This is a genomic window from Chryseobacterium ginsenosidimutans (assembly GCF_039536845.1).
GTDB classification, from domain to species: Bacteria; Bacteroidota; Bacteroidia; order Flavobacteriales; family Weeksellaceae; genus Chryseobacterium; species Chryseobacterium ginsenosidimutans_B.
Genome location: NZ_BAAAZJ010000010.1, coordinates 524,375 through 548,545, shown reverse-complemented (window position 1 = coordinate 548,545; position 24,171 = coordinate 524,375). Strand labels below are relative to the sequence as shown.

Sequence of the window (24,171 nt, the reverse complement as noted above, 5' to 3'; positions counted from 1 at the left end):
TTAAATTCCTTATTTTTACAAAAATATTTATTTATGAAAAAGATTCAAATGGTTGACTTACAAAGTCAGTATTACAAGATAAAGAATGAAGTAGATAATGCGGTTTTAAATGTAATGGATTCAGCGGCTTTTATCAACGGCCCGGAAGTAAAGTCTTTCCAGAATGAATTGGAGTCTTATTTAGAGGTTAAACACGTTATTCCCTGTGCAAACGGTACAGATGCACTTCAGATTGCTTTAATGGCTCTTGATTTGAAAGAGGGAGACGAAATTATTACAGCAGATTTTACCTTTGCAGCAACGGTAGAAGTTATTCATTTATTGAAGCTTAAGTCTGTTTTGGTAGATGTTGATTATGATACTTTTACCATTTCGACTGAAGCAATCAAAAAAGCGATCACTCCGAAAACAAAAGCGATCATTCCTGTACATATTTTCGGACAGTGTGCAAATATGGAGGAAATTTTAAAAATTGCTGAACAGCATAATTTATATGTAATCGAAGACAATGCACAGGCAATCGGTTCTGAATATACATTCTCAGACGGAACTGTAAAACAGGCAGGTACGATGTCTACTGTAGGTACAACTTCTTTCTTTCCATCGAAAAACTTAGGTTGTTATGGTGACGGAGGAGCTATTTTTACCAATAATGATGAGTTGGCTCACCGTTTAAGAGGAATTGTAAACCACGGAATGTACGAAAGATATTATCATGATGAGGTGGGTGTAAATTCAAGATTAGACAGCATTCAGGCTGCGGTTTTGAGAAAGAAACTTCCGAATCTGGATAATTATAATGAAGCAAGAAAAAAAGCAGCAGATTATTACGATGAAGCTTTTGCCGGACACGAAAATATCTTAACTCCGAAAAGAGCAAAATATTCCAGTCACGTTTTTCACCAATATACTTTGAGAATTCTGAACGGAAAACGTAATGAATTACAGAAATTTTTAACTGAAAAAGAAATTCCTGCCATGATTTATTATCCTGTAGCTTTGAGAAAACAAAAAGCTTATTATCAGGAAAGTAATGATGCAGATTTTGTAAATACAGATAAACTTCTGGATCAGGTGATTTCTCTTCCGATGCACACAGAATTGGATGATGAACAGTTGAAGTATATTACGGATGCTGTGTTGGAGTTTATGGGAAAATAAGGAATGAAAAAGAAAGTTTTCAAATATGGATTTGTTTATTGGGTGATAATTTTATTAAACATTTTTTTATTTACTTCATTCTTAATAGGGCTTTATAATAGACTAGAGACAAACAATTTTGATTATTTTTTAGACGCAATATCATTTATTACGATTTCTTTGATTAGTGTTTTGTCTCTGATATCTTTAATATTGCTAATTGTAAAAAATAAACATTCGATTATTGTTTTTTCAGCAGTTCTATTCTTAATACTACTGATAATTTCAGTTTTTGTCTTTTATTCAGTTTTTATTTTAGGAGATTTTGGTGAGAACATATCAGATCTTTATACAGTACCAATGGTGTATATAATTATTTTCGGTTTTTTATTTATTATATATAGATTTAAATATAGAGAAAATACTTATGAACTTGAAATAGAAGACATAGGAATACATAATGATTAAAAAAAACAATAATTAAAAAAATGGCAATACTCGTAACGGGAGGTTTAGGATATATTGGTTCGCACACGGTTGTAGAACTTTTAAATAACGATTTTGAAGTTGTTATCGTAGATGATTTATCTAATTCGGAAAGATTTATTTTAAAAAATATTGAGGAAATTACGGGAAAGAAACCTGTTTTTTATCCTTTTGATTTAAAAAGAAAAGAGCTTCTGACACAGGTTTTTGATGCACATTCTATTGATGGCTGTATCAACTTTGCTGCATTTAAAGCAGTTGGAGAAAGTCAGGTAAAGCCTGTTGATTATTATGAGAATAATTTGTTTTCATTAATCAATATTTTGCAGGAATTTAAAGAAAGAGGACTTTCAAATTTTATTTTCAGTTCATCTTGTACGGTTTACGGACAGGCGGATAAAATGCCAATTGATGAAAATACTCCTCTAAAAATGCCGGAAAGTGTTTACGGAAAGACAAAACAAATGGGAGAAGAAATCTTAATTGATTTCGCAAAAGCTTATCACCGGAAAATTTCGTTATTGAGATATTTTAACCCGATTGGGGCACATCCATCCGCAAAAATTGGAGAATTACCAATCGGAGTTCCGAATAATTTAGTACCTTACGTGATGCAAACTGCAGCAGGAATTCGCGAAAAGCTGAATATTTGGGGTAATGATTATCCGACGCAGGATGGAACGGCAGTTCGTGATTATATTTACGTTGTAGATCTTGCAAAGGCTCATGTTGCAGCCTTAAAAAAATTAATGGAAAGTAATTCCGATGAGGCTGAGATTAATATTTATAATCTTGGAACAGGAAAGGGTTCTTCGGTTTTAGAAGTCGTAAAAGCTTTTGAACTCGCAAATAACGTAGAAGTTCCTTATCAGATCTGTGACAGGAGAGAAGGTGATATTACAATCGCTTATGCTAATGTTGACAAAGCGGAAAAAGAGCTTAACTGGAAGTCTGAGACTTCATTAGAAGAGGCTTTGAGAACGGTTTGGCAATGGCAGAAATATTTAGAAATAAGAAACGCTTAAAAAATTAAGTCATAAAAAAAGAATTTATTGATATGAAAACACAAAGAATAGGCATTACGTTTTCGTCGTTCGATTTATTACATGCCGGTCACATCAAAATGCTGGAAGAAGCAAAGACGGTTTGTGATTACCTTATTGTTGGTCTGCAGATTGATCCTTCCCATGATCGTCCTAATAAGAATAAACCAACTCAGACAATTGTAGAAAGATATATTCAGTTGAGAGCGGTAAATGCTGTTGACGAGATTATTCCTTATTATACGGAAGAAGATTTGGAAGATATCTTGAAGTCTTTCGTAATCGATGTAAGGATTATTGGAGATGATTATATGGACAAAGATTTTACGGGTAAAAGATACTGCGAAGAAAAAGGAATTGAAATCTTTTATAACAAAAGAGATCACAGGTTTTCTTCCAGCGATCTCAGAAAAAGGATCTATGAAGCCGAACTAGCAAAAAGTTTAAAAGCTGAAACAGTAAAATAAAAAAATCCCGAAAATTATTTTCGGGATTTTTTGTTTGTATTTTGTAGGATTACATTGGCCCTTGCTGGTCGTCTCCTGAATCATTTGCATTGATGTCTTTTTTCTTCTTAGGCTGCTCAATTTTTTCACCCTGTTTGAATCTGTAGGTGAAAGATAGTGCAAACTGTCTTGGTTGCCATTGCATGTAAGATTCTCTGTCGAAATCGGCTGTTTTTGTAAGACTTCTCATTGCTCTGGTATTGAAGATATCCTGGATATTGAAACTTAGTGTTCCGTTACCGTTCATGATTGTTTTTGAAGCTCCAAAATTAATGGAATACATATCTTTTCTATCTTGGTTTTGAGATTTTTGCGCTCCTCTATAATTTCCTTGCAACTGGAAGCTAAACGTTTTGTCGATTTTAAAAGTTGTACTCAGTCTTGCTCTTGTAGAAAATCCTGAACCTTCAAAGGACAATGGTTTAGCCACCACATCAGGATCAGAATAAATTCCTGTTGTTTTATATCCGAATAAATCAACATTTCCTAATAATTTCAGCCATTTTGTAGCATCCCAGTTAAAGTTCAAATCCATCCCATAACGATCATCCGTTCCTAAATTAACTGGTTTTGTATGGAAAGCTCCGGCATTATCAGTAAAAACTACCATTTTTACATCATCTGTAGAATGTCTGAAATATAAAGTAGGGTTGATGGTAAATTTATTTTTAGAGATACTGTACCCGAATTCATAAGAATCTACATAAGAAGGATTCAGATCAATATTTCCATCAAAAATATTCTGATTATCTGTATAGCTTGGATTAGGAATAAGGAAAAAAGATCTCGGACGGTCGATTCTTCTTGAATAGTTAACCAAAAACTGATTGTCTTTCGCAATTTCATAGCTTAAGAAAACACTTGGAAATAAGTTATTGTAATTCTTGGTTTTATCAATGGAATGATTAGTAGATGAAGGATTTAAATTCTGATATTTAATATCTACCTGAGAGTTTTCATCTCTCAAACCGATCTGATACCCTAATTTACCTATTTTACTTTTAAACTGAATATATCCTGCATTGAATGTTTCTTTATAGATAGCGTTATAGGTAAAATCTGGTAAAAAGAAATAATCTGCAGTACTGGTATACCTTTGGAAAACATCATTATCATAAATATTTTGATTGATGTCTAATCTGTATCCTGCTTCTAATTTAGAATTTTCACCGATAGGAAGTTCATAATCAGCTTTTCCTATCAGCGTTTTATTTACAGTATTCTGATCGATAAGGTTTTGCAAAGTGAAATTATTATTTTCTGTCTGCAAAACATCAGTATCATTATATGATCTGCTTCTTTGTAAACTTAATGATAAGGATAAGTTCTGTCCTTTATCATCAAATTTGTGATCTAAACCAAAATCTCCCTGAAAAGCAAGATTATTATTAGACCCGATATTTTGTCTGTTTGTTAAAGAAGTACTTCCATTTTGATAAAGATAATTGTACAATACATTTCCGTCATTCTCACTGTCAAATGTTCTTACGGTTGCCGATGCATTTACTGAAGTTTTATCAGAGATGTCATATACTAAACCTGTAGAAGCGTTATAATTGTCATTCTTACTTTTAGTAATAGACTCTTGATCTGCTTTTAGTCTGTCTGTAGGATTTACAGCATTAAAATAAGTAGCATTATTTCTCTGAGTATTCTTAGACTCTCTGTAGCCACCGCCACCATTTAAAAACCATGTAAGATTTCCTTTTCTCCAGCTTAAATTTGTATTAAGGTTGGTTTGGGGTAAATATCCTAAAGTTCCCGTAACACTTCCGTTAAAACCTGTTTTTTTACTTTTCTTTAAAATAATATTCAGAATACCTGCAGTTCCACCTGCTTCAAATTTTGAAGACGGATTGGTAATTACTTCGATTCTTTCGATCTGATCTGCAGGAATACTTTGCAAAGCATTGGCTCCATCATCAATTCCCAGAAGGGCAGAAGGTTTTCCGTTGATCAAAAACTTTACATTAGAACTTCCTCTCATAGAAACCGTACCATCAGTCTCTACAGAAACAGAAGGTACATTGGCAAGTACATCCTGAAGATTACCTCCTTTACTTACAATATCTTGAGAAGGATCATAAGTTCTTTTATCCAGTTCTACTTTATAAGGTTTTGTAGAGGGTGCAGTGATTACAACTCCCTGAATATCTCCCGTTTTTATATTGGTAGCACTTTTTTCAGGCTCGATAGACAAAGCTCCGATATTTCCGGCGGCTGTAATTTGTTTATTGATAACACTTTTTTGATAATCAATTGCTTCTACAGTAATATCATAAGCTCCGGGAGCAAGATCTAATTTGTATTGACCTTTTTCGTCGGTAAGAGTGGCATCGCTGAATAATTTGTTTGCCTTGTTACTGAACGTAACCGAAGCATAAGGAACAGGCTGATTGTTCTTGTTAACAACCGACCCGGAAATACCTACTTTGTCTTGTGCAAAAGCAAATGCTGCTGCCGAAAGCACAAAAGTAAGTCCTAAGGTTTTTTTTGTAAAAATGTTAATGATTTCCGTCTGATTCATAAGGAATTTTTTTATGTAAAATCGTGAAAGATTCTTCTTAATATTGCGAAATTGTTAATTGTAATAATTTCTTAATATTAAGGTTGTTTATTATTTGTAAATGTATATGTCGCTTTAAAAAGCTAAATGTTAATTATTAAATTGTTAAAATAAAGTTAAATTTATTTACTATTTTATATTTTTAGAATTTAGCCAGTCCTGATATGCTTTTGCATTAATTGCGTGTTGTTCTGCACTTGCTGTAAATTTGTGATATCCAAATCTTGCAGGATCTGCGCACATAAAGATATAATCGTTCTTTTCAGCATTTAAAACGGCATCTACAGAATTTTTATCTACGATGCAGATTGGTCCCGGAGGAATACCTTTATTAGCATAAGTATTGTAAGGCGATGGAGTAGACAAATGTTTATAAAAAACTCTTTTAATTTGTTCCTTAAAATTTGTCTGTTTATTGATTGCATAAATTACAGTCGGGTCAGATTGAAGTTTCATTCCTTTTCTGTAACGGTTCAGATATAATCCGGCAATCGTCTTCATTTCATCTTTTTTTCCACCTGATTCTTTATAAACAATAGAAGCCAAAGCATAAATCTGATCTCTCGTTAAGCCAGATTGCTGTTCTTGTGCTTTTCTCTCGCTGTTCCAGAATTCATTATACTGATCATCAAATTTTTTGAAAAATTCTTTCGGAGTTACCGTCCAGAAAAAATTATAAGTATCAATGAAGAAATATTTTTTCAGATCTTCTGCATTATTGTAGCCTTTTTCGGTTGCAATTACATTAAGATCATTCACGAATTTTAAAGAATCCAGTTCTGTTTTTTTAGAAACTTTACCGATCATCTGATAAATATCTCCAAAATCACCAATTCTAAAGCTGTTTTCGCTTTGATTTCCGGCTTTAATCATATTTACCAAATTGGAGTTTCCCAATCCTTTTTGAAAATGATAACGTCCCGCTTTGAAATATTTTTCAAGATCTTTCTCTTTGGCTACAGCTTCGAAAGATTCTTTATTGTCAACATATTTTGCCGCAGAATCCAGAATCTGTTTAAAATTCGCATTGTGAGGAATCAAAACATATCCATCTTTTCCGATGTTGTTTCCGTAATATTTTTTATAAAATCTAAAACCAAAAAATCCGCCTACTACAAAAACAAGTAAGATGATAATGAGAATAGCTTTTTTCATTTAAATGTCGATTAAAAGTTTTTTGTTTTTTAAATAAGATCTAATTTACCTCTAAAAACCTGTTTTGCAGGACCTTCAAGCCAAATATTTTGGAAAGAATCTCCGCTTTTTTCAGCATATACTTTAAGATTTCCGCCTAAAGTTTTAACTTTTACAGAGATTAGATTATTATTTTGCAGAAAAGTTAAAGCGGAAGCTGTAACTCCTGTTCCGCAGCTGAAAGTTTCGTCCTCAACGCCTCGTTCATAGGTTCTTACGAAAATTTCGTCATCCGTAATTTTTTCAACAAAGTTTACATTGATTCCTTTTTCTATATAATTTTCAGAATTTCTGATACCATTTCCTTCTGCAAAAACGTTATAATTCACCAAATCCTCAACATATTTTACATAATGTGGCGAACCGGTATTCATAACAGAGTCTTCTCCATCGTTGGAAATGGTTTCTACATCGATCATTTTTAATTTTACGATTCCGTTGTGGATTTCTGCATCATGTTCACCGTCAATTGCGATGAACTTACATTTATTTTCAAAAATATCAAGAAAAAAAGCAAAAGCGACCAGACATCTTCCTCCATTTCCGCACATCGTACTTTCTCCGCCATCAGAATTGTAATACACCATTTTAAAATCATACTTGTCATCATTTTCTAATAAAATAAGACCATCTGCACCGATTCCAAAACGTCTGTCGCACAATTTTTCGATAATGTCTTTTTCTTTAGGAAACTGAAGATCACGGTTGTCGATCATTACAAAATCGTTTCCTGTTCCTTGATATTTATAAAATTCCATATTTTTTGATCTAATATTTTGTCTAAAATTGAACATGCAAAATTACTATAATTAAAACAAAAAACGAACAGTGTTAACTGTTCGTTTCGTTATTTATAATCGTTTTATCTAAATCCGCCTCCAGTGCTTCTCGTTGGCTGTGGAGCAGTTTGCTGAGGCTGTGGAGAACTCTGCTGTGGTTGAGGAGAACTATTTCTAAAGCCGCCGCTGTTCGAATTGCTGCTGTTGCTTGAAGAATTATTTCTGAACCCGCTGTTAGAGTTGCTATTACTCGATGAGTTATTCCTGAAACCTCCGTTATTATTTTGAGGTCTTGGTGTATTTTGCTGTTGGTTTCTAAAGCCGTTGTTTGGTCTCTGGCTTCCTTGATTGTTTTGATTATTCGGTCTGAAACCACCGTTTGAATTTCCGTTATTGAAACCATTACCTCTGAAGCCGTTGTTTGGTCTCTGTGAAGTAGTTTCTCCGCTGGATCTTCTTTCTACATACACCTTTCTTCTGGAATTGTTATAATTCTGATAATAATAAGGCATGCCGTTGTCATAGTAATAATTCATATTATTCCTATAATAATATCCGTCATTTCCCCAATATCCGCCACCTCCATAATATCCCTGAGGTGCATAATAATATCCGTTGTCATAGTAAGGATCGCCGTATGAATCTGCATACGGATCTGAATAAACGGTACAAGCTGTCAAACTTGTGATAGCTATAATACCAAATGCTATTTTTAATAAATTTTTCATGACTTTTATAAACTTTTTTTCTTAAAACTTTTTTTCCAACTGGCGTATCCCTGGATCGCCATTATAGTAAATACCAAATATTGAACCGAAGTGATTCCTAGACCCTTATAAATCATCATAGGCATACAGATAAAATCTCCGGTGATCCAGAAAATCCAGTTCTCGATGCGTCTTTTCGCCATAAACCACATGCCCACTAAAAATATGGAAGTCGTTATCACATCCAGCCAATTTCCCCAATCAAGATGATATAAACCGAGGTTTGTGCCTTCCATAGAAAACTGATTGTCAATATAAGGTTTATAGTAATAAATTACGGTTACCAAAATCAAACTTAATAAAAAAAGCAAAATTCCGTATATCCATTCTTTTTTTGATGCCCACATTACATCAACATGAATATGGTCTTCAGAACTTTTTGCCCACAAAATCCATCCGTAAACACTCATCACCGTATAATAAACATTAATCATACAATCTCCCAGCAATCCGAAATTGAAAAGAATGTAAACATATATTAAAGTAGAAACAATTCCGGTAGGATAAAGCCAGATATTTTTTTTAATAGAAAAATAAACACTCAGAATTCCGAAGATAGCAGCGAAAGATTCTAAGAAAATTTGGAGCGTTGTGTAGCTTTCGTAGGGTTTTACGAAAAGATCGTATAAATTCATGTGATCAAAAATAAACAAAAAAACAGACACTTAAAAATGATTTAAATAATATGGAAATCAGAATTTTAAGTTTTAATATTTAAAATTAATGTTGAAAGTTTATTAATAAACGTAAAGGTCCGTAAAATTTTTATATTTTCGTAAATCTTTAAATAAAATGAAATATGTCTAAAATTTGGACCAAAAAACCCATGAGTGCTTTTGAGAATGACATGAAAAGCAGTCAGCTCAAAAGAGTACTTGGTAAATGGAGTCTTACAGCTATCGGAATCGGAGCAATTATCGGTGGAGGAATTTTTGTACTTACAGGTACAGGAGCTTATTATCATGCAGGGCCTGCGTTGGCTCTTTCTTTCATCATTGCCGGAGTTGCGTGTGTATTTGCAGCGTTATGTTATTCAGAATTTGCATCCATTTTGCCCGTAGAAGGTTCTGCTTATGCGTATGCATATGGAACTGTAGGTGAAATTTTTGCATGGATCATAGGTTGGGGGCTTATCCTCGAATATGCGATGGGATCCATGACCGTGGCAGTTTCCTGGTCCGGATATTTTAATAAACTTCTCAAGATGTTCGGTCTTCATCTGCCGGATTATCTTACTTCAGATCCTGCAAGTTACACTGGAGAAGGTTTTTCAATGAATTTGCCTGCTTTTGTAATCGTGCTTGTAGTAATTTCTATTCTTATCAAAGGAACTAAAGAAGCTGCAAAAGCAAATAACCTTATTGTAATCATGAAAGTTTCTGCGGTAATATTTGTAATCGTTGCCGGTGCTTTCTTTATTAATGCTGAAAACTGGAATCCTTTTATCCCAGTAGCTACAATGGTGAAAGAAGGTGATAATATGAAAGAAGCCTATGGAATTCAGGGGATTATATCAGGAGCTGCAGCAATTTTCTTTGCGTATGTAGGTTTCGATGCGGTTTCTACACAGGCCGGAGAAGCTATTAATCCTAAAAAAGATGTTCCTTTTGCGATTATCGTTTCTCTTTTGGTATGTACGGCATTATATATATTAGTGTCTTTAGTACTTACTGGAATGATGAATTATAAAGATTTTGATCCTCATGGAAATTATCCGGATGCAATTAAAGCTCCTGTAGCATATGCATTTGAAATTGCAGGACAAGGTTGGGCAGGATATATCATTACGATTGCAGCAACAATCGGTTTGATTTCTGTATTAATGGTAATGATCATGGGACAGTCAAGAATTTTCCTTGGAATGTCTAAAGACGGTCTTATTCCTAAAATGTTTAGCGATGTACATCCTGTAAGAAAAACTCCGGCAAAAAGTTTAATGCTTTTAGGGATTTTAATTGCAACGGTGGCTGCATTTACACCAATTAGCAAATTAGCGGATATGACCAGTTTCGGAACGTTGTTCGCGTTTACAATGGTTTGTGTGGCGGTTTGGATTTTAAGAAAAAAAGAACCTAATTTACCAAGAACATTCAAAGTTCCTGCATTACCTGTTATTGCAACTTTAGGAATCTGTATTAACGTTTATCTGATCTGGAACTTAAGCCATGAAGCAAAATATCTTTCATTGGCATGGCTTGCTTTAGGAGTTGTCATTTATTTCACATACAGTCTTAGAAATAGTAAACTTCACAAAGTTGGTTACGGAGAAACTTTCAAGGCAGAGCAAGAGCCTTTACAAAAAACAGATTTAGATTTATAATTAATTTAATATAAATTCAAAAAATCCACAGAGAAGTCTGTGGATTTTTTATTTTTGTGAGTATGAAAAAGATTTTACCATTTTTATTTTCTTTCCTGGGAGTATTTTCCTTTTCTCAAAAGATTGAAAGTCTTGAAACAATATTCAATGATAAAATAAGCATTCGTGCTTTAGAAATCTACGATAATAAAGTCTGGTACAGCGGAACAGATTCTAAGTTTGGTTTTGTTGACTTAAAAAATCCTAAAAATCAGAAGCAGATTAAATTATCAGAAAAGAAATTGCAGTTTCGAACTTTGGCGCAGGATAAAAACTCTTTTTACACCATCAATATTGAAAGTCCGGCAGAATTTTTTAAGATTAATAAAAAAGATTTGAAATCCGAGATTGTTTTTAAAGATACTGTAAAAACGGCTTTTTACGACGCTCTTCATTTTGTTAATGATAAATTGGCTTATACTTTCAGTGATGCCGATAAAGATAATAAATTGAAATTGGCTGTTTTCAAAAATGGAAAATGGAGTATGATTACAAATGATGTTAAACTAAATGAAGGTGAAGCTGCATTTGCTGCAAGTAATACCAATATTTCTTCAACAAAAAATAACTTATGGATTGCAACGGGAGGAAAAGCATCGAGAATTTTAAAATTAAATTTTAAGACGAATAAATTTGAGATTTTTGATACGCCATTTATCCAGGGAGAATCTTCTCAGGGAATATATTCTATCGATTTTCCGGATGATAAATTCGGGGTTGCTGTCGGAGGAGACTATACGAAACAAGATGCAAACGTCAACAATATTGCAACAACTAATGATGGCGGTGAAACATGGCAGATTCAGGCTTCCGGGCAAAATGGGGGTTATACGACCTGTGTGAAAATCAAACCAAATTCCAAAGGAAAAGAAATGATTTCTGTTGGGGATAGACACATCAGTTATTCCTCAGATTTTGGAAAAACATGGAAGAAAATCTCTGATGAAAAAGGATTTTTTATTTGTAAATGGATTGATGGAAACACGGTTGTTTTTGCAGGAAATGGTAAAATTTCTGTGATGAGACTAAAGTTTTAGATCATGGAGACTGCAAAAAAATATAATTTAATTTTTCATGTTTCAGAAATTGACGGTCTTACCAGAAGACCGAGTATTGGTGTAAGTAATATTAATGGAAGCTCTTTAAACCATGAAATTGCAAGTTTTTTAGAAACTAACGGATTAGAACTTATTGAACATATTAAAAGTGAAATTAATTCATTAGATTATGGTTTTGAGTTTAAAGGTTACAATATTTGGGGTTATCATGATGCAGAATCTATGGAAATAAGAAATTTTCCACCTAATAAATCCGTTGCAATATTTAATACAGGAGGGAAAGAAGTTGAAATACCACTTGAAGATTTCTTACAAATCTTAGAGGAATGGAAAACTTTTGTTGAATCTGTTCCAAAACCTCATTGGCTGGATCGGCGATAGTTTAAATTCAATTTTCAAATCTCAATCATAGAACATATCTTTCCAAATAATATTCATTACAACTTTCTTCCGTTTAATTTTGACTAAAATTTCCGCATGAGCAAATTAAAGATATTCTTCCTTTTATTAATTCCAACTTTATTTTATACTCAAAAGATTCGTGTATTTATTTTGGCTGGACAATCTAATATGAATGGTTTTGGTTTTAATAAAGATCTTCCGAATGATTTAAAATCTTTTAAAGACGTCTATATTTTTCAGGGAAATTCTGTTCCTGACGGAGATTTGAACGGTGGAACAGGAAAATGGGACATTCTGAAACCCGGAAACGGAACAGGTTTTAAGACAGACGGAAAAACAAATACGCTTTCAGACAGATTCGGTTTAGAGTTATCTTTCGCGAAAAAGATGAAAGAACTTTTCCCCAATGATAAAATTGCTCTAATAAAATATGCAAGAGAAGGAACTTCCATCGACAGTGCTGCAAGAGGAAATTTCGGTTGTTGGGATTCTGATTTCAACGGAACAAACGGATTGAATCAATATGATAATTTTCTGAAAACCGTAAAAAATGCTTTATCAGAAACAGATATTGATAAAGATGGGAAAAAAGATATCATTGTACCTTCCGGAATTCTTTGGATGCAGGGTGAGGGTGATGCAAGCTATACAGAAGAAATTGCCAATAAATATTATGATCATTTGAAAGTTTTAATGAATCAGATGAGAGCAGCAATGTTGACGGATCATCTTCCCGTTGTGATCGGAAAAATTTCAGATTCGGGAAAGGATCCTTCAGGCAGAGTCTGGAAAATGGGAGAGTTGATACAATATGCTCAGGAGAAATTTGTAAAGAATGATAAAAGTACCGCAATTGTTCGCTCAACCAAAAATTATGGTTATGGTAATGATCCATGGCATTATAACAGTGCAGGTTACATAGATCTGGGGCAAAAATTTGCCGATGAGGTATTTAGACTCATTATAAATTTCGAAAAAAGACCCTAATATATTTCATGATTCAAAATCCATAAGATATATTTAATTTTGCATTATGAATTTTGATTGAGAAGTTCATGTTAAAATTTAAACCGAAAATGAATTCTTTAATAGATAAATATAATATTCCAGGTCCCCGTTATACCTCTTATCCTACAGTTCCTTATTGGGACGAAAGTTCTTTTTCTCCGGAACTGTGGAAGCAGAGTGTCATCAGGACTTTTAAGGAGACGAATGGAGATGAGGGAATTTCTATTTATATTCACCTGCCTTTTTGCGAAGCCTTATGTACGTTTTGCGCATGTCATAAGCGTATTACAAAACAGCACAGTGTAGAAATTCCGTATCTGGAAAGTGTGTTGAAAGAGTGGCAGCTGTATCTTCAGTTATTTGATGAAAAGCCGAAATTAAAAGAGCTTCACTTAGGTGGAGGAACTCCGACTTTCTTTTCTCCGAAAAATTTGAAAACCTTGCTGGAAGGTATTTTCGAAACAGTTGATATTGCAGATCATCAGGAATTTTCTTTTGAAGGTCATCCCAATAATACATCTAAAGAACATCTTCAGACATTGTATGATTTAGGTTTCAGAAGGGTAAGTTTTGGAGTTCAGGATTATGATCCGAAAGTTCAGAAAGCAATCAACAGAATTCAGTCTTTCGAAAAAGTGAAAGAAGTGACGGAATGGGCGAAAGAAATTGGCTACAGAGGAATCAGCCATGATTTGGTGTTCGGACTTCCGCATCAATCCTGGGAAGCGATGGAAAATACCATCCGTAAAACAATGGAATTAAAACCGGATCGTTTGGCATTTTATTCTTACGCTCACGTTCCTTGGGTAAAAGGTGTCGGACAGAGAGGTTTTGATGAAAACGACCTTCCAAGCGGTGAAGAAAAGCGCCGTCTGTATGAAGATGGTAAAAAACTTTTGGAAGAATTAGGTTATATCGAGGTCGGAATGGATCATTTTTCTTTGGAACACGATGATTTGTACCAATCTTTAATTCAAAAAAAATTACACAGAAATTTCATGGGCTACACTTCAAGCAAAACCCAATTGATGGTTGGTTTGGGAATGTCCGCAATTTCAGATTCTTGGTATGCTTTTGCACAAAACGTGAAAACAGTGGAAGAGTATCAGAAAATAGTTGAAGAAGGTGAAATTCCTGTTGTAAAAGGTCATATTTTAAATGAAGAAGATTTGACGGTAAGGAGACATATTCTGAATTTAATGTGTCAATTAGAAACTACTTTTGATACTGATAATTCTTTCCCTGAACTGGAAAATGCATTCGAAATGCTGAAGGAAATGGAAAAAGATGAATTGGTTGAAATTCATGATAATCAGATAAAAATAACGGAAAAAGGAAGAGCATTTACAAGAAATGTAGCTATGGTTTTTGATCTTAGAATGATGAGGAACAAACCTGAGACGAGAATTTTCTCAATGACGATCTAGCCCATGAGCAGGAAAGTTCTTTTGATTGTACTTTACCTTTATACGCTGGTTTTTAGTGTTTTAAAAACGATAAGGTTTCCCAATGATTGGTCGGAAGCACATTGGATGCTCGATTACAGATTTGGATTTATCAAAAGAGGACTTGCCGGAGAAATTTTCGGATGGTTTTTTCAGAAAAATGAGTTTGCTATTTTAATTCTTTCCGGCTTAATATTGCTTTTGTTGTATGTTTTGATTTTCAGAATTGCTGTAAAAGAAACTTTTAAACAAGAAAATAGCTTTTACAGGATATTATTTTTTCTGATCTTTTTTCTGTCGCAATATGTTATATTTTCTGCGCATCTGATTGGATATTTAGATCATGTTATCTTTTTACTGACGATTTTAGTTATTTATTTAATTAAAAAAAAGAAGATATTTTTGTCTTCAATCATAGCAACGATCAGCATTTTTATTCATGAAATTTCTTTTTTTCTGATGATACCGATAAGCTGTTTTGCTTTGATTGTTGCCGAAATTCCGGATGAAAAATTTTCATTTAAAAATATTTTTTCGATGAATTTTTTAAAGAAGCTGGTCTTATTTTTATTATTACCTTTTTTAGCTTCGGTTTCAGTTTCTGCCTATCAGGAAATTAATGGAGAAAATTATTTTTCTACGATATTTGATTATTTAAAGCAAATTTCTTTTGTTTCTGAAAAAACTGCAGATTCTGTGTCTTCGGCGTATACCAAAAGTTTCAGCTATTATTTTAAAGAAGAAAGCGGGAATTTTATTCAAAGATTATTTATTTCCAAAGGAACTGTTTTATACGGAATTCCCATTCTTTTTTCTTTATGGATGATTTTTAAAGAATTCAGATTCAGACAAAATTTTCAGTTATTTTTTGTATTGGTAATCATTTCATTTATCCCGTTGTTACTTCATGCAATTGCTTATGATACCTATAGAATCTGGTCTTTTCCTTTTATGATCTTATTTTTGGGTTTTTGGATTTTAAGTTCAAAATTTTCTATAAAAAAAGAAGAGATGAGAAAATTATCAATTTTAGAATTGGTATTTTTTATTATTTCGTTTTTATTGGTTGCTTTAATTCCAAATATTCTGTTTGATAATGAAGTTGAAAGATTTTCTCTAATTACGAGATTAATAATAATAGTACCACTATTTATAATATTATATTTTTTAAAAAAGCCCCAATCAAAATTGACTGAGGCTTAAAAAAACTGTTTGAAATATTTATTTAATAATTAATTTCTTACTGTATGTTTTTAGATTTCCTGAATTTAAGTTGATAAAATAAGCTCCGGCAGGAATTCCTGAAATATCTATGCTGTTATCGTTTCCGATTTTTGCCTGTTCTAGAACTTTTCGCCCTTCAAAACTGATGATTTCAATAGAAGTGTTTTTGTCTTTTAAACCTTCAATGAAAACCTTTTTCGAAGCAGGATTAGGATATACTTTTATCTGCGTTGAAAGATCGTTTTCCTGAGTTCCTAAAGTCGTTGTTGTAACTCTGAAAATTTTGCCGCTATTTACCGCTGCAACAAATAATTCATTTAGATTATTCACTCCGAATGTTGAAAAATTATTTCCTGCAAACGCTGAAGTCCATGTAATTGAATCGTCGGGATTTAAACTTCCAATTTGGGTAGAACAATAATCTGCAAAAATATATCTTCCCTGCAGAGCTGGAAATTGTGTGCCTCTGTAAATATAACCTCCTGTAATCGAGCATTTTCCTCCTGAATGATCATACGCTGCAATCGGGAAGGTCATTGTAGATTGTGCAGAGCAACCTGCTGTATTATAAGCATTGTTTCCCTCATAACATCGCCATCCATAATTGATTCCTGCCTGTGTTAACGGCATTCTGTTAATCTCTTCGATCTGTCCCTGACCGACATCTGCGATCATCACATTTCCGGAAGCTGTATCAAAATTAAATTTCCACGCGTTTCTCAATCCGTAAGCCCAGACTTCATCGGCTCCGTCAACGCCTACAAAAGGATTTCCCGGAGGAATATTATAGGGTCCGGTAGAATTGATGTCAAGCCTTAATAATTTCCCTAAAAGAGAATTTTTGTTCTGGGCATTATTATTCGGATCACCGCCACTTCCGCCATCGCCTGTTACAATCCACAAATAACCATCAGGAGCAAAGTGAATACTTCCGCCATTATGATTGTCAAATGGTTTTGCCTGATTTAAAATAATTTTTTCAGTCGTAGCATCTGCAACATCGGGATTAGAACTTCTGGTGTATCTCGCCACAGTGATGTCGCCATCCAGGTCGTTATAATATACAAAAAAATACCCGTTTGTAGAGTATTGCGGATGGAAAGCAAGACCTAAAAGTCCTCTTTCACCACCATAAGTGATTTTTGAGCTGATGTTTAAAAAATTAGTAGAGTTTACTGTTCCATTGGGTTGTACGATTTTAATGATTCCGTTTTGTTGAACGACAAACATTCTGTTGTCATTCGCATTTACAATTTCGACAGGTGCGGTAAATCCTGTAGCAAATTCTTCCAGACTAATACTTTGGGCATTAATAATGAAGGAAGAAAAAAGACTTGCGCAAAAAAGTAGTTTTTTCATAATATTTTGATATCTAGTGTATTAAATCTGAATGAAAATTTCATACCAATCGAGATTTGAAATATTCATTAAAATATCATGAAAAAATTATTAAATCTTAAATAAAAATAAGAAGACCGATATATCTGAAAATAAACGATTTCTGTTGTTAATAATTCATAAAATTCAATAAAATGATTATATTTGCCGACTTAATTTAACGTAGTTATAACAAAATGCAAGGAAAAGGACTTATTACAATTGTTGCTATTGTACTAGGGTTGATTTGCTTAAACGAGCTATTACCAACATGGTACGCCAGCAAAATTGAAAAGCAGGCAACTGCTATTGCAGGAGACAATCCGGAGAAGTATCAGAAAGAAATTGCAAAACTTTCTAAGGATACGCTGAATCTAGGATTCACAAAACTTTATTACACTAAAGCCAAAGACAAGGAAATGAAACTTGGTCTTGACTTGAAAGGAGGGATCAACGTCCTTTTGGAGATCAACCAGAGAGACTTGGTGAATGATTTGACAAATTATTCTACAAACCCGATTCTTATTGAGGCTTTAAACAAAACTGATGAAGTTCAGAAGAATTCTACAAAATCTTATATCGACAATTTCTTCGACCAGTTCGAGGCAATTAACAAAGCTAAAGGTACAAACCTTAAGTTGGCAGATCCGGAACTTTTCGGAAACACTACACTTACAGAGGTGAAGTACAATACTCCTGATGATCAGGTGAAAAGCATTGTTAAAAGAAAAATCGATGCATCTGTAGGAACAGCTTTTGAGGTAATCAGAACGAGAATCGATAAAATGGGTGCTGTGCAGCCAAACGTTCAGAGAGTACCGGGTACTGCAAGAATTTCTGTGGAGATGCCGGGTATGAAGGACATCGATAAAGTGAAGAAGATGCTTCAGACTTCTGCAAAACTTCAATTCTGGGAAGTACAACAAGTTCCTGAAATGGCGCCATATTTCCAGACTTTAACGTCTATGGTTGCTGTAAAAGGTGATTCTATGGGAGTTGCGAAAAACGTAAACTTCATGAATCTTTTACACATTGACAAATTAAGAACGAATGGTGTTGCGAACGTAAAACTTTCTGATACTGCTGCTGTAAACAAGATATTGAACAGCAAAGTAGGGCAGTCTTTACGTCCGGCTAACATTAAATATACACAATTCATGTGGGGTTACAAGCCTGAAGCTACAGATGCTGAAAGTTTAGTATTGTATGCAATCAGAGGTAACATTAACCAAAAAGCTCCTGTAGACGGTGCTGTTGAAACTGCTAATATCAGCTATGATGAGTTGAGCAGAGTAGTAGTAGACATGCAGATGGATTCTAAAGGTGCTAAAGAATGGAAAACTTTAACAGAGAAAAATGTTGGTAAACCAGTTGCAGTAACATTGGACGGAAGAGTTTATACTGCTCCGAACGTTGTAAATGCTATTCCTAACGGTAGAACTCAAATTTCCGGTAACTTCTCTCAGGAAGAAGCTAAAGAATTGGTAGACGTTTTAGGAGCGGGTAAATTACCTGCAGGTGCAAAAGTGGTTCAGGCTACTGTAGTAGGACCTTCATTAGGACAAGAGTCTATTGATGCGGGGGTGATGTCTTTTGGTATCGCATTCTTACTGATTATAGTTTATATCATTTTCTATTACGGTGGTGCAGGTGTTTACGCTGTAATTGCAATGATCATCAACTTATTCTATATCTTCGGAATTATGGATTCTGTTGATGCAACTCTTACACTTCCCGGTATCGCGGGTATCGTTCTTACAATGGCGATGGCGGTGGATACGAACGTAATTATTTACGAAAGGACCAAGGAAGAATTATTTGCAGGAAAAAGTATTTTAGAAGCTTATAGAGATGGTTTCAAACATGCCTTGAGTGCAATTGTTGATGGTCACTTAACGACGTTATTAACGGCAGGAGTACTTTTCCTTTTCGGAACAGGACCAATTAAAGGTTTCGCTTTAACTTTAGGAATCGGTATCTTGATGACGTTCTTTACTTCAGTATTGATTTCAAGAGCTATGATCTTCTCTAGATTGAATAAAGGGAAACACCTTTCTGTTTGGACTGGTGCTACGAAAAATCTTTTCAGAAACACATGGATCGACTTCATTGGAAAAAGAAAATATGCTTACATCATTTCTGGTATTCTTACTGTAGTTTCTATCGCATCTATTGCAATCCACGGATTCAAATACGGTATCGACTTTACAGGAGGTAGAAATTATGTGGTAAGATTTGATAAAGCGGTTAATGCTGAAGATATCGAAGGTAAATTGGTTACAATTTTCAAAACTGAAGATGGTAAAAACTCTTCTGTTGAAGCTAAAACTTTCGGAAATGATAATCAATTGAAAATCTCTACGGATTATCTTATCGATGACGAATCTTTAAAAGCTGACCAGACTGTTGAGCAGAAATTATACGAAGGTTTAAAAACAAGTCTTCCTGCAAATACGACAATAAAAGACTTCAAAGCTCCTGAAAAAGGACACGTAGGAATTATCTCTTCTGAAAAAGTAGGGCCTACTGTTGCAGATGATATTAAAACTCACGGTATTCTGGCTGTAGTTGCAGCTTTAGGAGGTATCTTTATCTATATCTTAATCAGATTTAGAAAATGGCAGTTCTCTCTTGGTGCTGTAGCAGCGTTGTTCCACGATGCGGTTATCATTTTGGGAGCCTATTCATTGCTTCACAAATTTATGCCGTTCAATATGGAAATCAACCAGGATTTCGTTGCAGCGATCTTAACGGTACTAGGTTATTCGATCAATGATACGGTAATTATCTTCGACAGAATTAGAGAATATCTAAGAGAGAAGAAATCATTAACATTGGCGGGATTATTTGATGACTCTATTTCCAGTACATTGGGTAGAACGTTCAACACGTCATTTACTACAATTCTGGTAATTTTAGCGATCTTCATTTTCGGTGGAGATAACTTAAGAGGATTCATGTTTGCGATGTTAATCGGTATCGGATTCGGTACTTATTCATCAATCTTTATTGCATCTGCTATTGCCTATGACTTCCTTAAAACAGGAAAAGAAGATGAAGTACATGGTAAAACAACTTCCAACAAAGAAGTTCTTACTTCAAAATAATTTATACTACAATAAATAAGAGAAAAGCCTTTCAATTTTGAAAGGCTTTTTTTGTTCAATCTAATTGTAAGACTACTATATTCATGATTTTAAAATTCACTATTATTCATTAATAATTTTTCAGGATTTATTTCATCATCAAAAATTACTTATTATCAATTGCTCATTATTAATAATTTAGAATCATTATTTTTCTTGATTTGATTACTTTTGCACAGTTATGGAAAACTCAAGAAAAAAAGCTGCGATCGGCTTCATTTTTATTACATTACTAATTGATATTACGGGATGGGGAATCATCATTCCGGTAGTTCCTAAATTAATTGAAGAACTTATTCATAGTGACATAAGTGAAGCTGCAAAATATGGTGGTTGGTTGGGTTTTGCTTATGCATTTACACAATTTATTTTTTCACCGGTTGTTGGAAATCTAAGTGATAAATATGGCAGAAGACCTATTATTCTGATCTCTCTTTTCGGATTTGCGGTGGATTATATTTTCCTTGCACTGGCTCCTACGATTTGGTGGCTGTTTTTAGGAAGAGTTATCGCAGGAATTACAGGAGCGAGCGTCACAACAGCTAGTGCCTACATAGCAGATATTTCTACAGATGAAGACCGGGCGAAAAATTTTGGTTTAATTGGTGCAGCTTTCGGATTAGGATTTATCATTGGACCGGTTTTGGGCGGGCTGTTGGGACATTATGGTTCAAGAGTTCCGTTTTATGCGGCAGCAGGATTATGTTTGTTAAATTTTCTTTACGGATATTTCATTCTTCCGGAAAGTTTAGATAAGGATAAGAGAAGAGAATTCAATTGGAAACGTGCAAATCCTGTCGGATCATTCAAATTTTTAGGGAAACACCCTGAAATTTCAGGATTGATAGTTTCATTAATTTTAATTTATATCGCAGGACACGCCGTACAAAGTAACTGGAGTTTTTTTACCATGTATAAATTTAATTGGAATGAAAGAATGGTAGGAATTTCTTTGGGTGTTGTAGGATTGCTTGTAGGATTAGTTCAGGGTGGTTTAATCAGATGGACGACACCAAGATTAGGTGAACAGAAAAGCATCTATTACGGATTGGCCCTTTACGCAGTCGGGATGTTATTGTTTGCTTTTGCTACACAGGGGTGGATGATGTTTGCTTTTTTAGTTCCTTATTGTTTAGGAGGAATTTGTGGACCAGCTTTACAATCTGTGATTACGAAAAGTGTTCCTTCAAATGAACAGGGAGAATTGCAAGGTGCATTAACGAGTTTGATGAGTGCAACCTCAATTATCGGACCTCCAATGATGACCAATTTATTTTACTTTTTCACACATGATGAAGCTCCGTTCAAGTTTTCGGGAGCGCCGTTCTTCTTAGCATTTATTTTAATGGCCATAAGTGTAGTTATTACTTATTTCAATTTTCAGAGAAAAAACAGTGAAAAAGAAGAAATTTAATTCAAATAGTACAAAGAGTGAATCATATTTTTGATTATTGTAAAAGCTTCAAATATGTATTATTAAGATTTTTATTGGATGGTTTTCCGGTTTACAAAATGATCCGGATGTACTTTTATTATCTTTCTCAGTAACTCCCTGGATTGATACGCCACAAAGCTGAAAAATTTTAAAGAATTGCATAAAATTAAAAATCCGAACTGGCATTTTCTGACTGGAAAGAAAAGTGAGATTTTAAACTGGTACGTCAGTCTTATTTTGCGGAAGAAGATCTTGATTTTACCCGTTACAGTACAGAATTTCTTCATACGGAGCATATTATTTTAGCAGATCGAAACAGGAAAATAAGAGGAATCTACAAGGGAACTCTGCAGACAGATATACAACAGCTTATCAAATTAAGAAAGAATAAAAAAGAGAAAACTTAATATTTTATTAAAACTCAATATTTCACATTCAGTTTCACATATCTTTTGTAATTTTACAAAATGGAATTAAGCATTGGAGAAATGGCATTGATCGCTGTGGCGATCGTTGTATTATTCGGACCGGATAAACTTCCTCAGATTGCACGTGACTTAGGCGCAGGTGTAAGAAAAATGCGTGGAGCGGTGGAAGACATCAAAACGGAGATCATGAAAGAGACAGATAATCCTGTTTCTGAAATAAAACGTGAGATTGAAAAAGTAAAAGATGCCGCAAAAGATTTTAATCCTATGAAAGATCTCGATAAAGATATTTTGACAGAATCTAAAGCTGCAAATGAACCTTCAACGCCAAAACCTTCTGAAGACGAAACATATCAAGGACCTGTAAGCAGATAAAATGGAGGAAATCATTCAGGAAGACAGGAAGCTGTTTTTGTTTCTCAATAATTTGGGCGACACACCTTTTGATCAGTTTTGGATGCTTATTTCCAGTACCTGGATCTGGGTTCCGCTTTATATTATTTTCTGTTATTTTCTATATAAAAATTATAAACTAAGATCTTTAGTTTTTATCTTAGTATTTGTTGCGATCGGAGTTACAGTTTCAGATCAGGTGGCAAGTATTTTCAAACACGGTGTTGAAAGGTTAAGACCATGTCACGACCCTTTATTAGAGCATCACATGAGAATAGTGAAGTGTGGCGGACAGTTCGGTTTTTACTCTGCACATGCCTCTAATACATTCTTTTTGGCAACTTATTTAACTATTTTATTAAAAGGTAAGCTTAAATGGTTTCCTTATGTTATATTTGTATGGGCTGCAGTGGTATCATACAGCCGCATATATTTAGGTGTGCATTTCCCGATAGATATTTTGGTGGGGGCGTTTGTTGGAACTTTATTGGGAGTGATTTTTGGTGCACTCGCAAAAAAAGTAATCAATAAACAAAATATAACTTCATGAAACACTCTTTATTATCTCTTGCATTAGCTTTTTCTTCATTAAATTTTTATGCTCAGGACAAAAAAATTGCTGAAGACTGTTTTCAAAAAGCAGATTATAAATGCGCAGAAGAGCAATATTCAAAATTAGCTCAAACTGAAAAAATTCAAAAATTACAGTCCGAATATTATAATAATTTAGGAACAGCTCAAAGAAGATTGGGAAAAACCACTTCTGCTTTTAAATCTTATGAATCCGCATTAAAAGCAAACCCGATGTCGGCTGCTGTTTACGCCAATTTAGGTTCTATTCACGGACAAAAAGGGAATAAGCAGGCAGCCATAACTTATCTTAATCAAGGGCTTCAGTTAGAGCCTGAAAATGCAGATATGTATCTTACCCGTGCTAAAGTTTATGAAAATTTGGGCAAAAAAGATTTAGCTGCGAAAGATTTAAATCAAATATTAACTTTTGCTCCGGATAATATCTATGCAAGAACGGGTTTAGCGAATCTTAAAAAGAATAGTGGAGATCTGGAAGGTGCTTTAAAAGATTATAATCAGTTGATTTCTGAAAAACCCGAATCTCTTTTATATAGTGGAAGAGGGGATGTCTATTTTAAATTAAAGAAAAATAAAGAAGCTCTTGCCGATGTAAACAAAGCCATAGCCATAGATCCGAAATTCGCGCAGGCCCATGTAAACAAAGCATTAATCTTATTTGAAACCGCAAAACCAAAAGAAGCATGTGCAAGTTTGGATAAAGCAGTGAGTTTGGGATACGAAAAACCTTTGCTTTTGGAGCAATATGCTAAATGTGAAATTAAAAAATAACTTTTTCAGAAAAAGTTATTTGGATTCGGTGTGGCGGCTTTGCCGCCACACCG

Annotated in this window: 20 protein-coding genes; 14 read left to right on the top strand and 6 right to left on the bottom strand. The window is 34.0% G+C overall.

The genetic code is table 11. From position 1 onward, the window contains the following. Nucleotides 1-33: 33 nt before the first annotated feature. The 3 genes from ABD745_RS14430 (at nt 34) to ABD745_RS14420 (ending at nt 3,136) form a co-directional block, all read left to right on the top strand. Nucleotides 34-1,161, top strand: a complete 1,128-nt coding sequence (locus ABD745_RS14430; RefSeq protein WP_344831271.1) for a DegT/DnrJ/EryC1/StrS family aminotransferase — start codon at nt 34-36, stop codon at nt 1,159-1,161. A gap of 467 nt (nt 1,162-1,628) precedes the next feature. Then, on the top strand, nt 1,629-2,651 hold the full coding sequence (galE, locus tag ABD745_RS14425; RefSeq protein ID WP_344831269.1) for a UDP-glucose 4-epimerase GalE: 1,023 nt from the start codon (nt 1,629-1,631) through the stop codon (nt 2,649-2,651). 32 nt (nt 2,652-2,683) lie between these two features. Further along, nucleotides 2,684-3,136 (top strand): adenylyltransferase/cytidyltransferase family protein, encoded by a 453-nt coding sequence (locus ABD745_RS14420; RefSeq protein WP_047398369.1) that lies wholly within the window; start codon nt 2,684-2,686, stop codon nt 3,134-3,136. A gap of 49 nt (nt 3,137-3,185) precedes the next feature. Here ABD745_RS14420 and ABD745_RS14415 read toward each other — a convergent pair whose 3' ends face one another. From ABD745_RS14415 to pnuC, 5 genes are all read right to left on the bottom strand, one after another. Then, nucleotides 3,186-5,702, bottom strand: coding sequence for a TonB-dependent receptor domain-containing protein (locus ABD745_RS14415; protein WP_344831266.1), 2,517 nt, complete (start codon nt 5,700-5,702; stop codon nt 3,186-3,188). Nucleotides 5,703-5,870: 168 nt separating this feature from the next. Next, nucleotides 5,871-6,896: an endolytic transglycosylase MltG gene (mltG, locus tag ABD745_RS14410; RefSeq protein WP_344831263.1), complete on the bottom strand. Its 1,026-nt coding sequence runs from the start codon at nt 6,894-6,896 to the stop codon at nt 5,871-5,873. Nucleotides 6,897-6,925: 29 nt separating this feature from the next. After that, nucleotides 6,926-7,693: a diaminopimelate epimerase gene (gene dapF / locus ABD745_RS14405; protein WP_344831261.1), complete on the bottom strand. Its 768-nt coding sequence runs from the start codon at nt 7,691-7,693 to the stop codon at nt 6,926-6,928. A gap of 104 nt (nt 7,694-7,797) precedes the next feature. After that, a complete protein-coding gene (locus tag ABD745_RS14400; RefSeq protein ID WP_344831259.1) occupies nt 7,798-8,442 on the bottom strand; it encodes a hypothetical protein in 645 nt (214 codons plus the stop codon). A 5-nt stretch (nt 8,443-8,447) separates the two neighbouring features. Continuing rightward, entirely contained in the window at nt 8,448-9,116 is a 669-nt protein-coding gene (gene pnuC / locus ABD745_RS14395) for a nicotinamide riboside transporter PnuC (RefSeq protein WP_344831257.1), read from the bottom strand. A 164-nt stretch (nt 9,117-9,280) separates the two neighbouring features. Between pnuC and ABD745_RS14390 the strand changes: the two genes are divergently transcribed. The 6 genes from ABD745_RS14390 to ABD745_RS14365 all read left to right on the top strand — a co-directional run bounded on the left by ABD745_RS14390 (nt 9,281) and on the right by ABD745_RS14365 (nt 15,956). After that, the gene (locus ABD745_RS14390; RefSeq protein ID WP_052185923.1) at nt 9,281-10,801 is read left to right on the top strand and encodes an amino acid permease; all 1,521 of its coding nucleotides are present in this window, start codon (nt 9,281-9,283) and stop codon (nt 10,799-10,801) included. Nucleotides 10,802-10,863: 62 nt separating this feature from the next. Continuing rightward, complete coding sequence (locus ABD745_RS14385; protein WP_344831254.1) at nt 10,864-11,877, top strand: WD40/YVTN/BNR-like repeat-containing protein; 1,014 nt, start codon at nt 10,864-10,866, stop codon at nt 11,875-11,877. A 3-nt stretch (nt 11,878-11,880) separates the two neighbouring features. Further along, nucleotides 11,881-12,279: a hypothetical protein gene (locus ABD745_RS14380; RefSeq protein WP_344831251.1), complete on the top strand. Its 399-nt coding sequence runs from the start codon at nt 11,881-11,883 to the stop codon at nt 12,277-12,279. A gap of 96 nt (nt 12,280-12,375) precedes the next feature. Beyond that, complete coding sequence (locus ABD745_RS14375) at nt 12,376-13,287, top strand: sialate O-acetylesterase (protein WP_344831248.1); 912 nt, start codon at nt 12,376-12,378, stop codon at nt 13,285-13,287. Nucleotides 13,288-13,376: 89 nt separating this feature from the next. After that, the gene (gene hemN / locus ABD745_RS14370; protein ID WP_344831245.1) at nt 13,377-14,735 is read left to right on the top strand and encodes an oxygen-independent coproporphyrinogen III oxidase; all 1,359 of its coding nucleotides are present in this window, start codon (nt 13,377-13,379) and stop codon (nt 14,733-14,735) included. Nucleotides 14,736-14,738: 3 nt separating this feature from the next. Further along, a complete protein-coding gene (locus tag ABD745_RS14365; protein WP_344831242.1) occupies nt 14,739-15,956 on the top strand; it encodes a hypothetical protein in 1,218 nt (405 codons plus the stop codon). Nucleotides 15,957-15,974: 18 nt separating this feature from the next. On the opposite strand, the gene ABD745_RS14360 is transcribed toward ABD745_RS14365, so the two are convergent. Beyond that, nucleotides 15,975-17,336, bottom strand: coding sequence for a PQQ-dependent sugar dehydrogenase (locus tag ABD745_RS14360; protein WP_344831239.1), 1,362 nt, complete (start codon nt 17,334-17,336; stop codon nt 15,975-15,977). A 215-nt stretch (nt 17,337-17,551) separates the two neighbouring features. Between ABD745_RS14360 and secD the strand changes: the two genes are divergently transcribed. The 5 genes from secD (at nt 17,552) to ABD745_RS14335 (ending at nt 24,118) form a co-directional block, all read left to right on the top strand. Then, nucleotides 17,552-20,461, top strand: coding sequence for a protein translocase subunit SecD (gene secD, locus ABD745_RS14355; RefSeq protein ID WP_344831236.1), 2,910 nt, complete (start codon nt 17,552-17,554; stop codon nt 20,459-20,461). Nucleotides 20,462-20,681: 220 nt separating this feature from the next. After that, nucleotides 20,682-21,914: a TCR/Tet family MFS transporter gene (locus ABD745_RS14350; RefSeq protein WP_344831232.1), complete on the top strand. Its 1,233-nt coding sequence runs from the start codon at nt 20,682-20,684 to the stop codon at nt 21,912-21,914. A 488-nt stretch (nt 21,915-22,402) separates the two neighbouring features. Continuing rightward, complete coding sequence (locus ABD745_RS14345; RefSeq protein WP_344831230.1) at nt 22,403-22,738, top strand: Sec-independent protein translocase subunit TatA/TatB; 336 nt, start codon at nt 22,403-22,405, stop codon at nt 22,736-22,738. A 1-nt stretch (nt 22,739) separates the two neighbouring features. Then, nucleotides 22,740-23,306 (top strand): phosphatase PAP2 family protein, encoded by a 567-nt coding sequence (locus ABD745_RS14340; RefSeq protein ID WP_344831226.1) that lies wholly within the window; start codon nt 22,740-22,742, stop codon nt 23,304-23,306. Continuing rightward, nucleotides 23,303-24,118: a tetratricopeptide repeat protein gene (locus tag ABD745_RS14335; RefSeq protein ID WP_344831223.1), complete on the top strand. Its 816-nt coding sequence runs from the start codon at nt 23,303-23,305 to the stop codon at nt 24,116-24,118. Before ABD745_RS14340 ends, ABD745_RS14335 begins: the two co-directional genes overlap by 4 nt. The last annotated feature ends 53 nt before the right edge of the window (nt 24,119-24,171 follow it).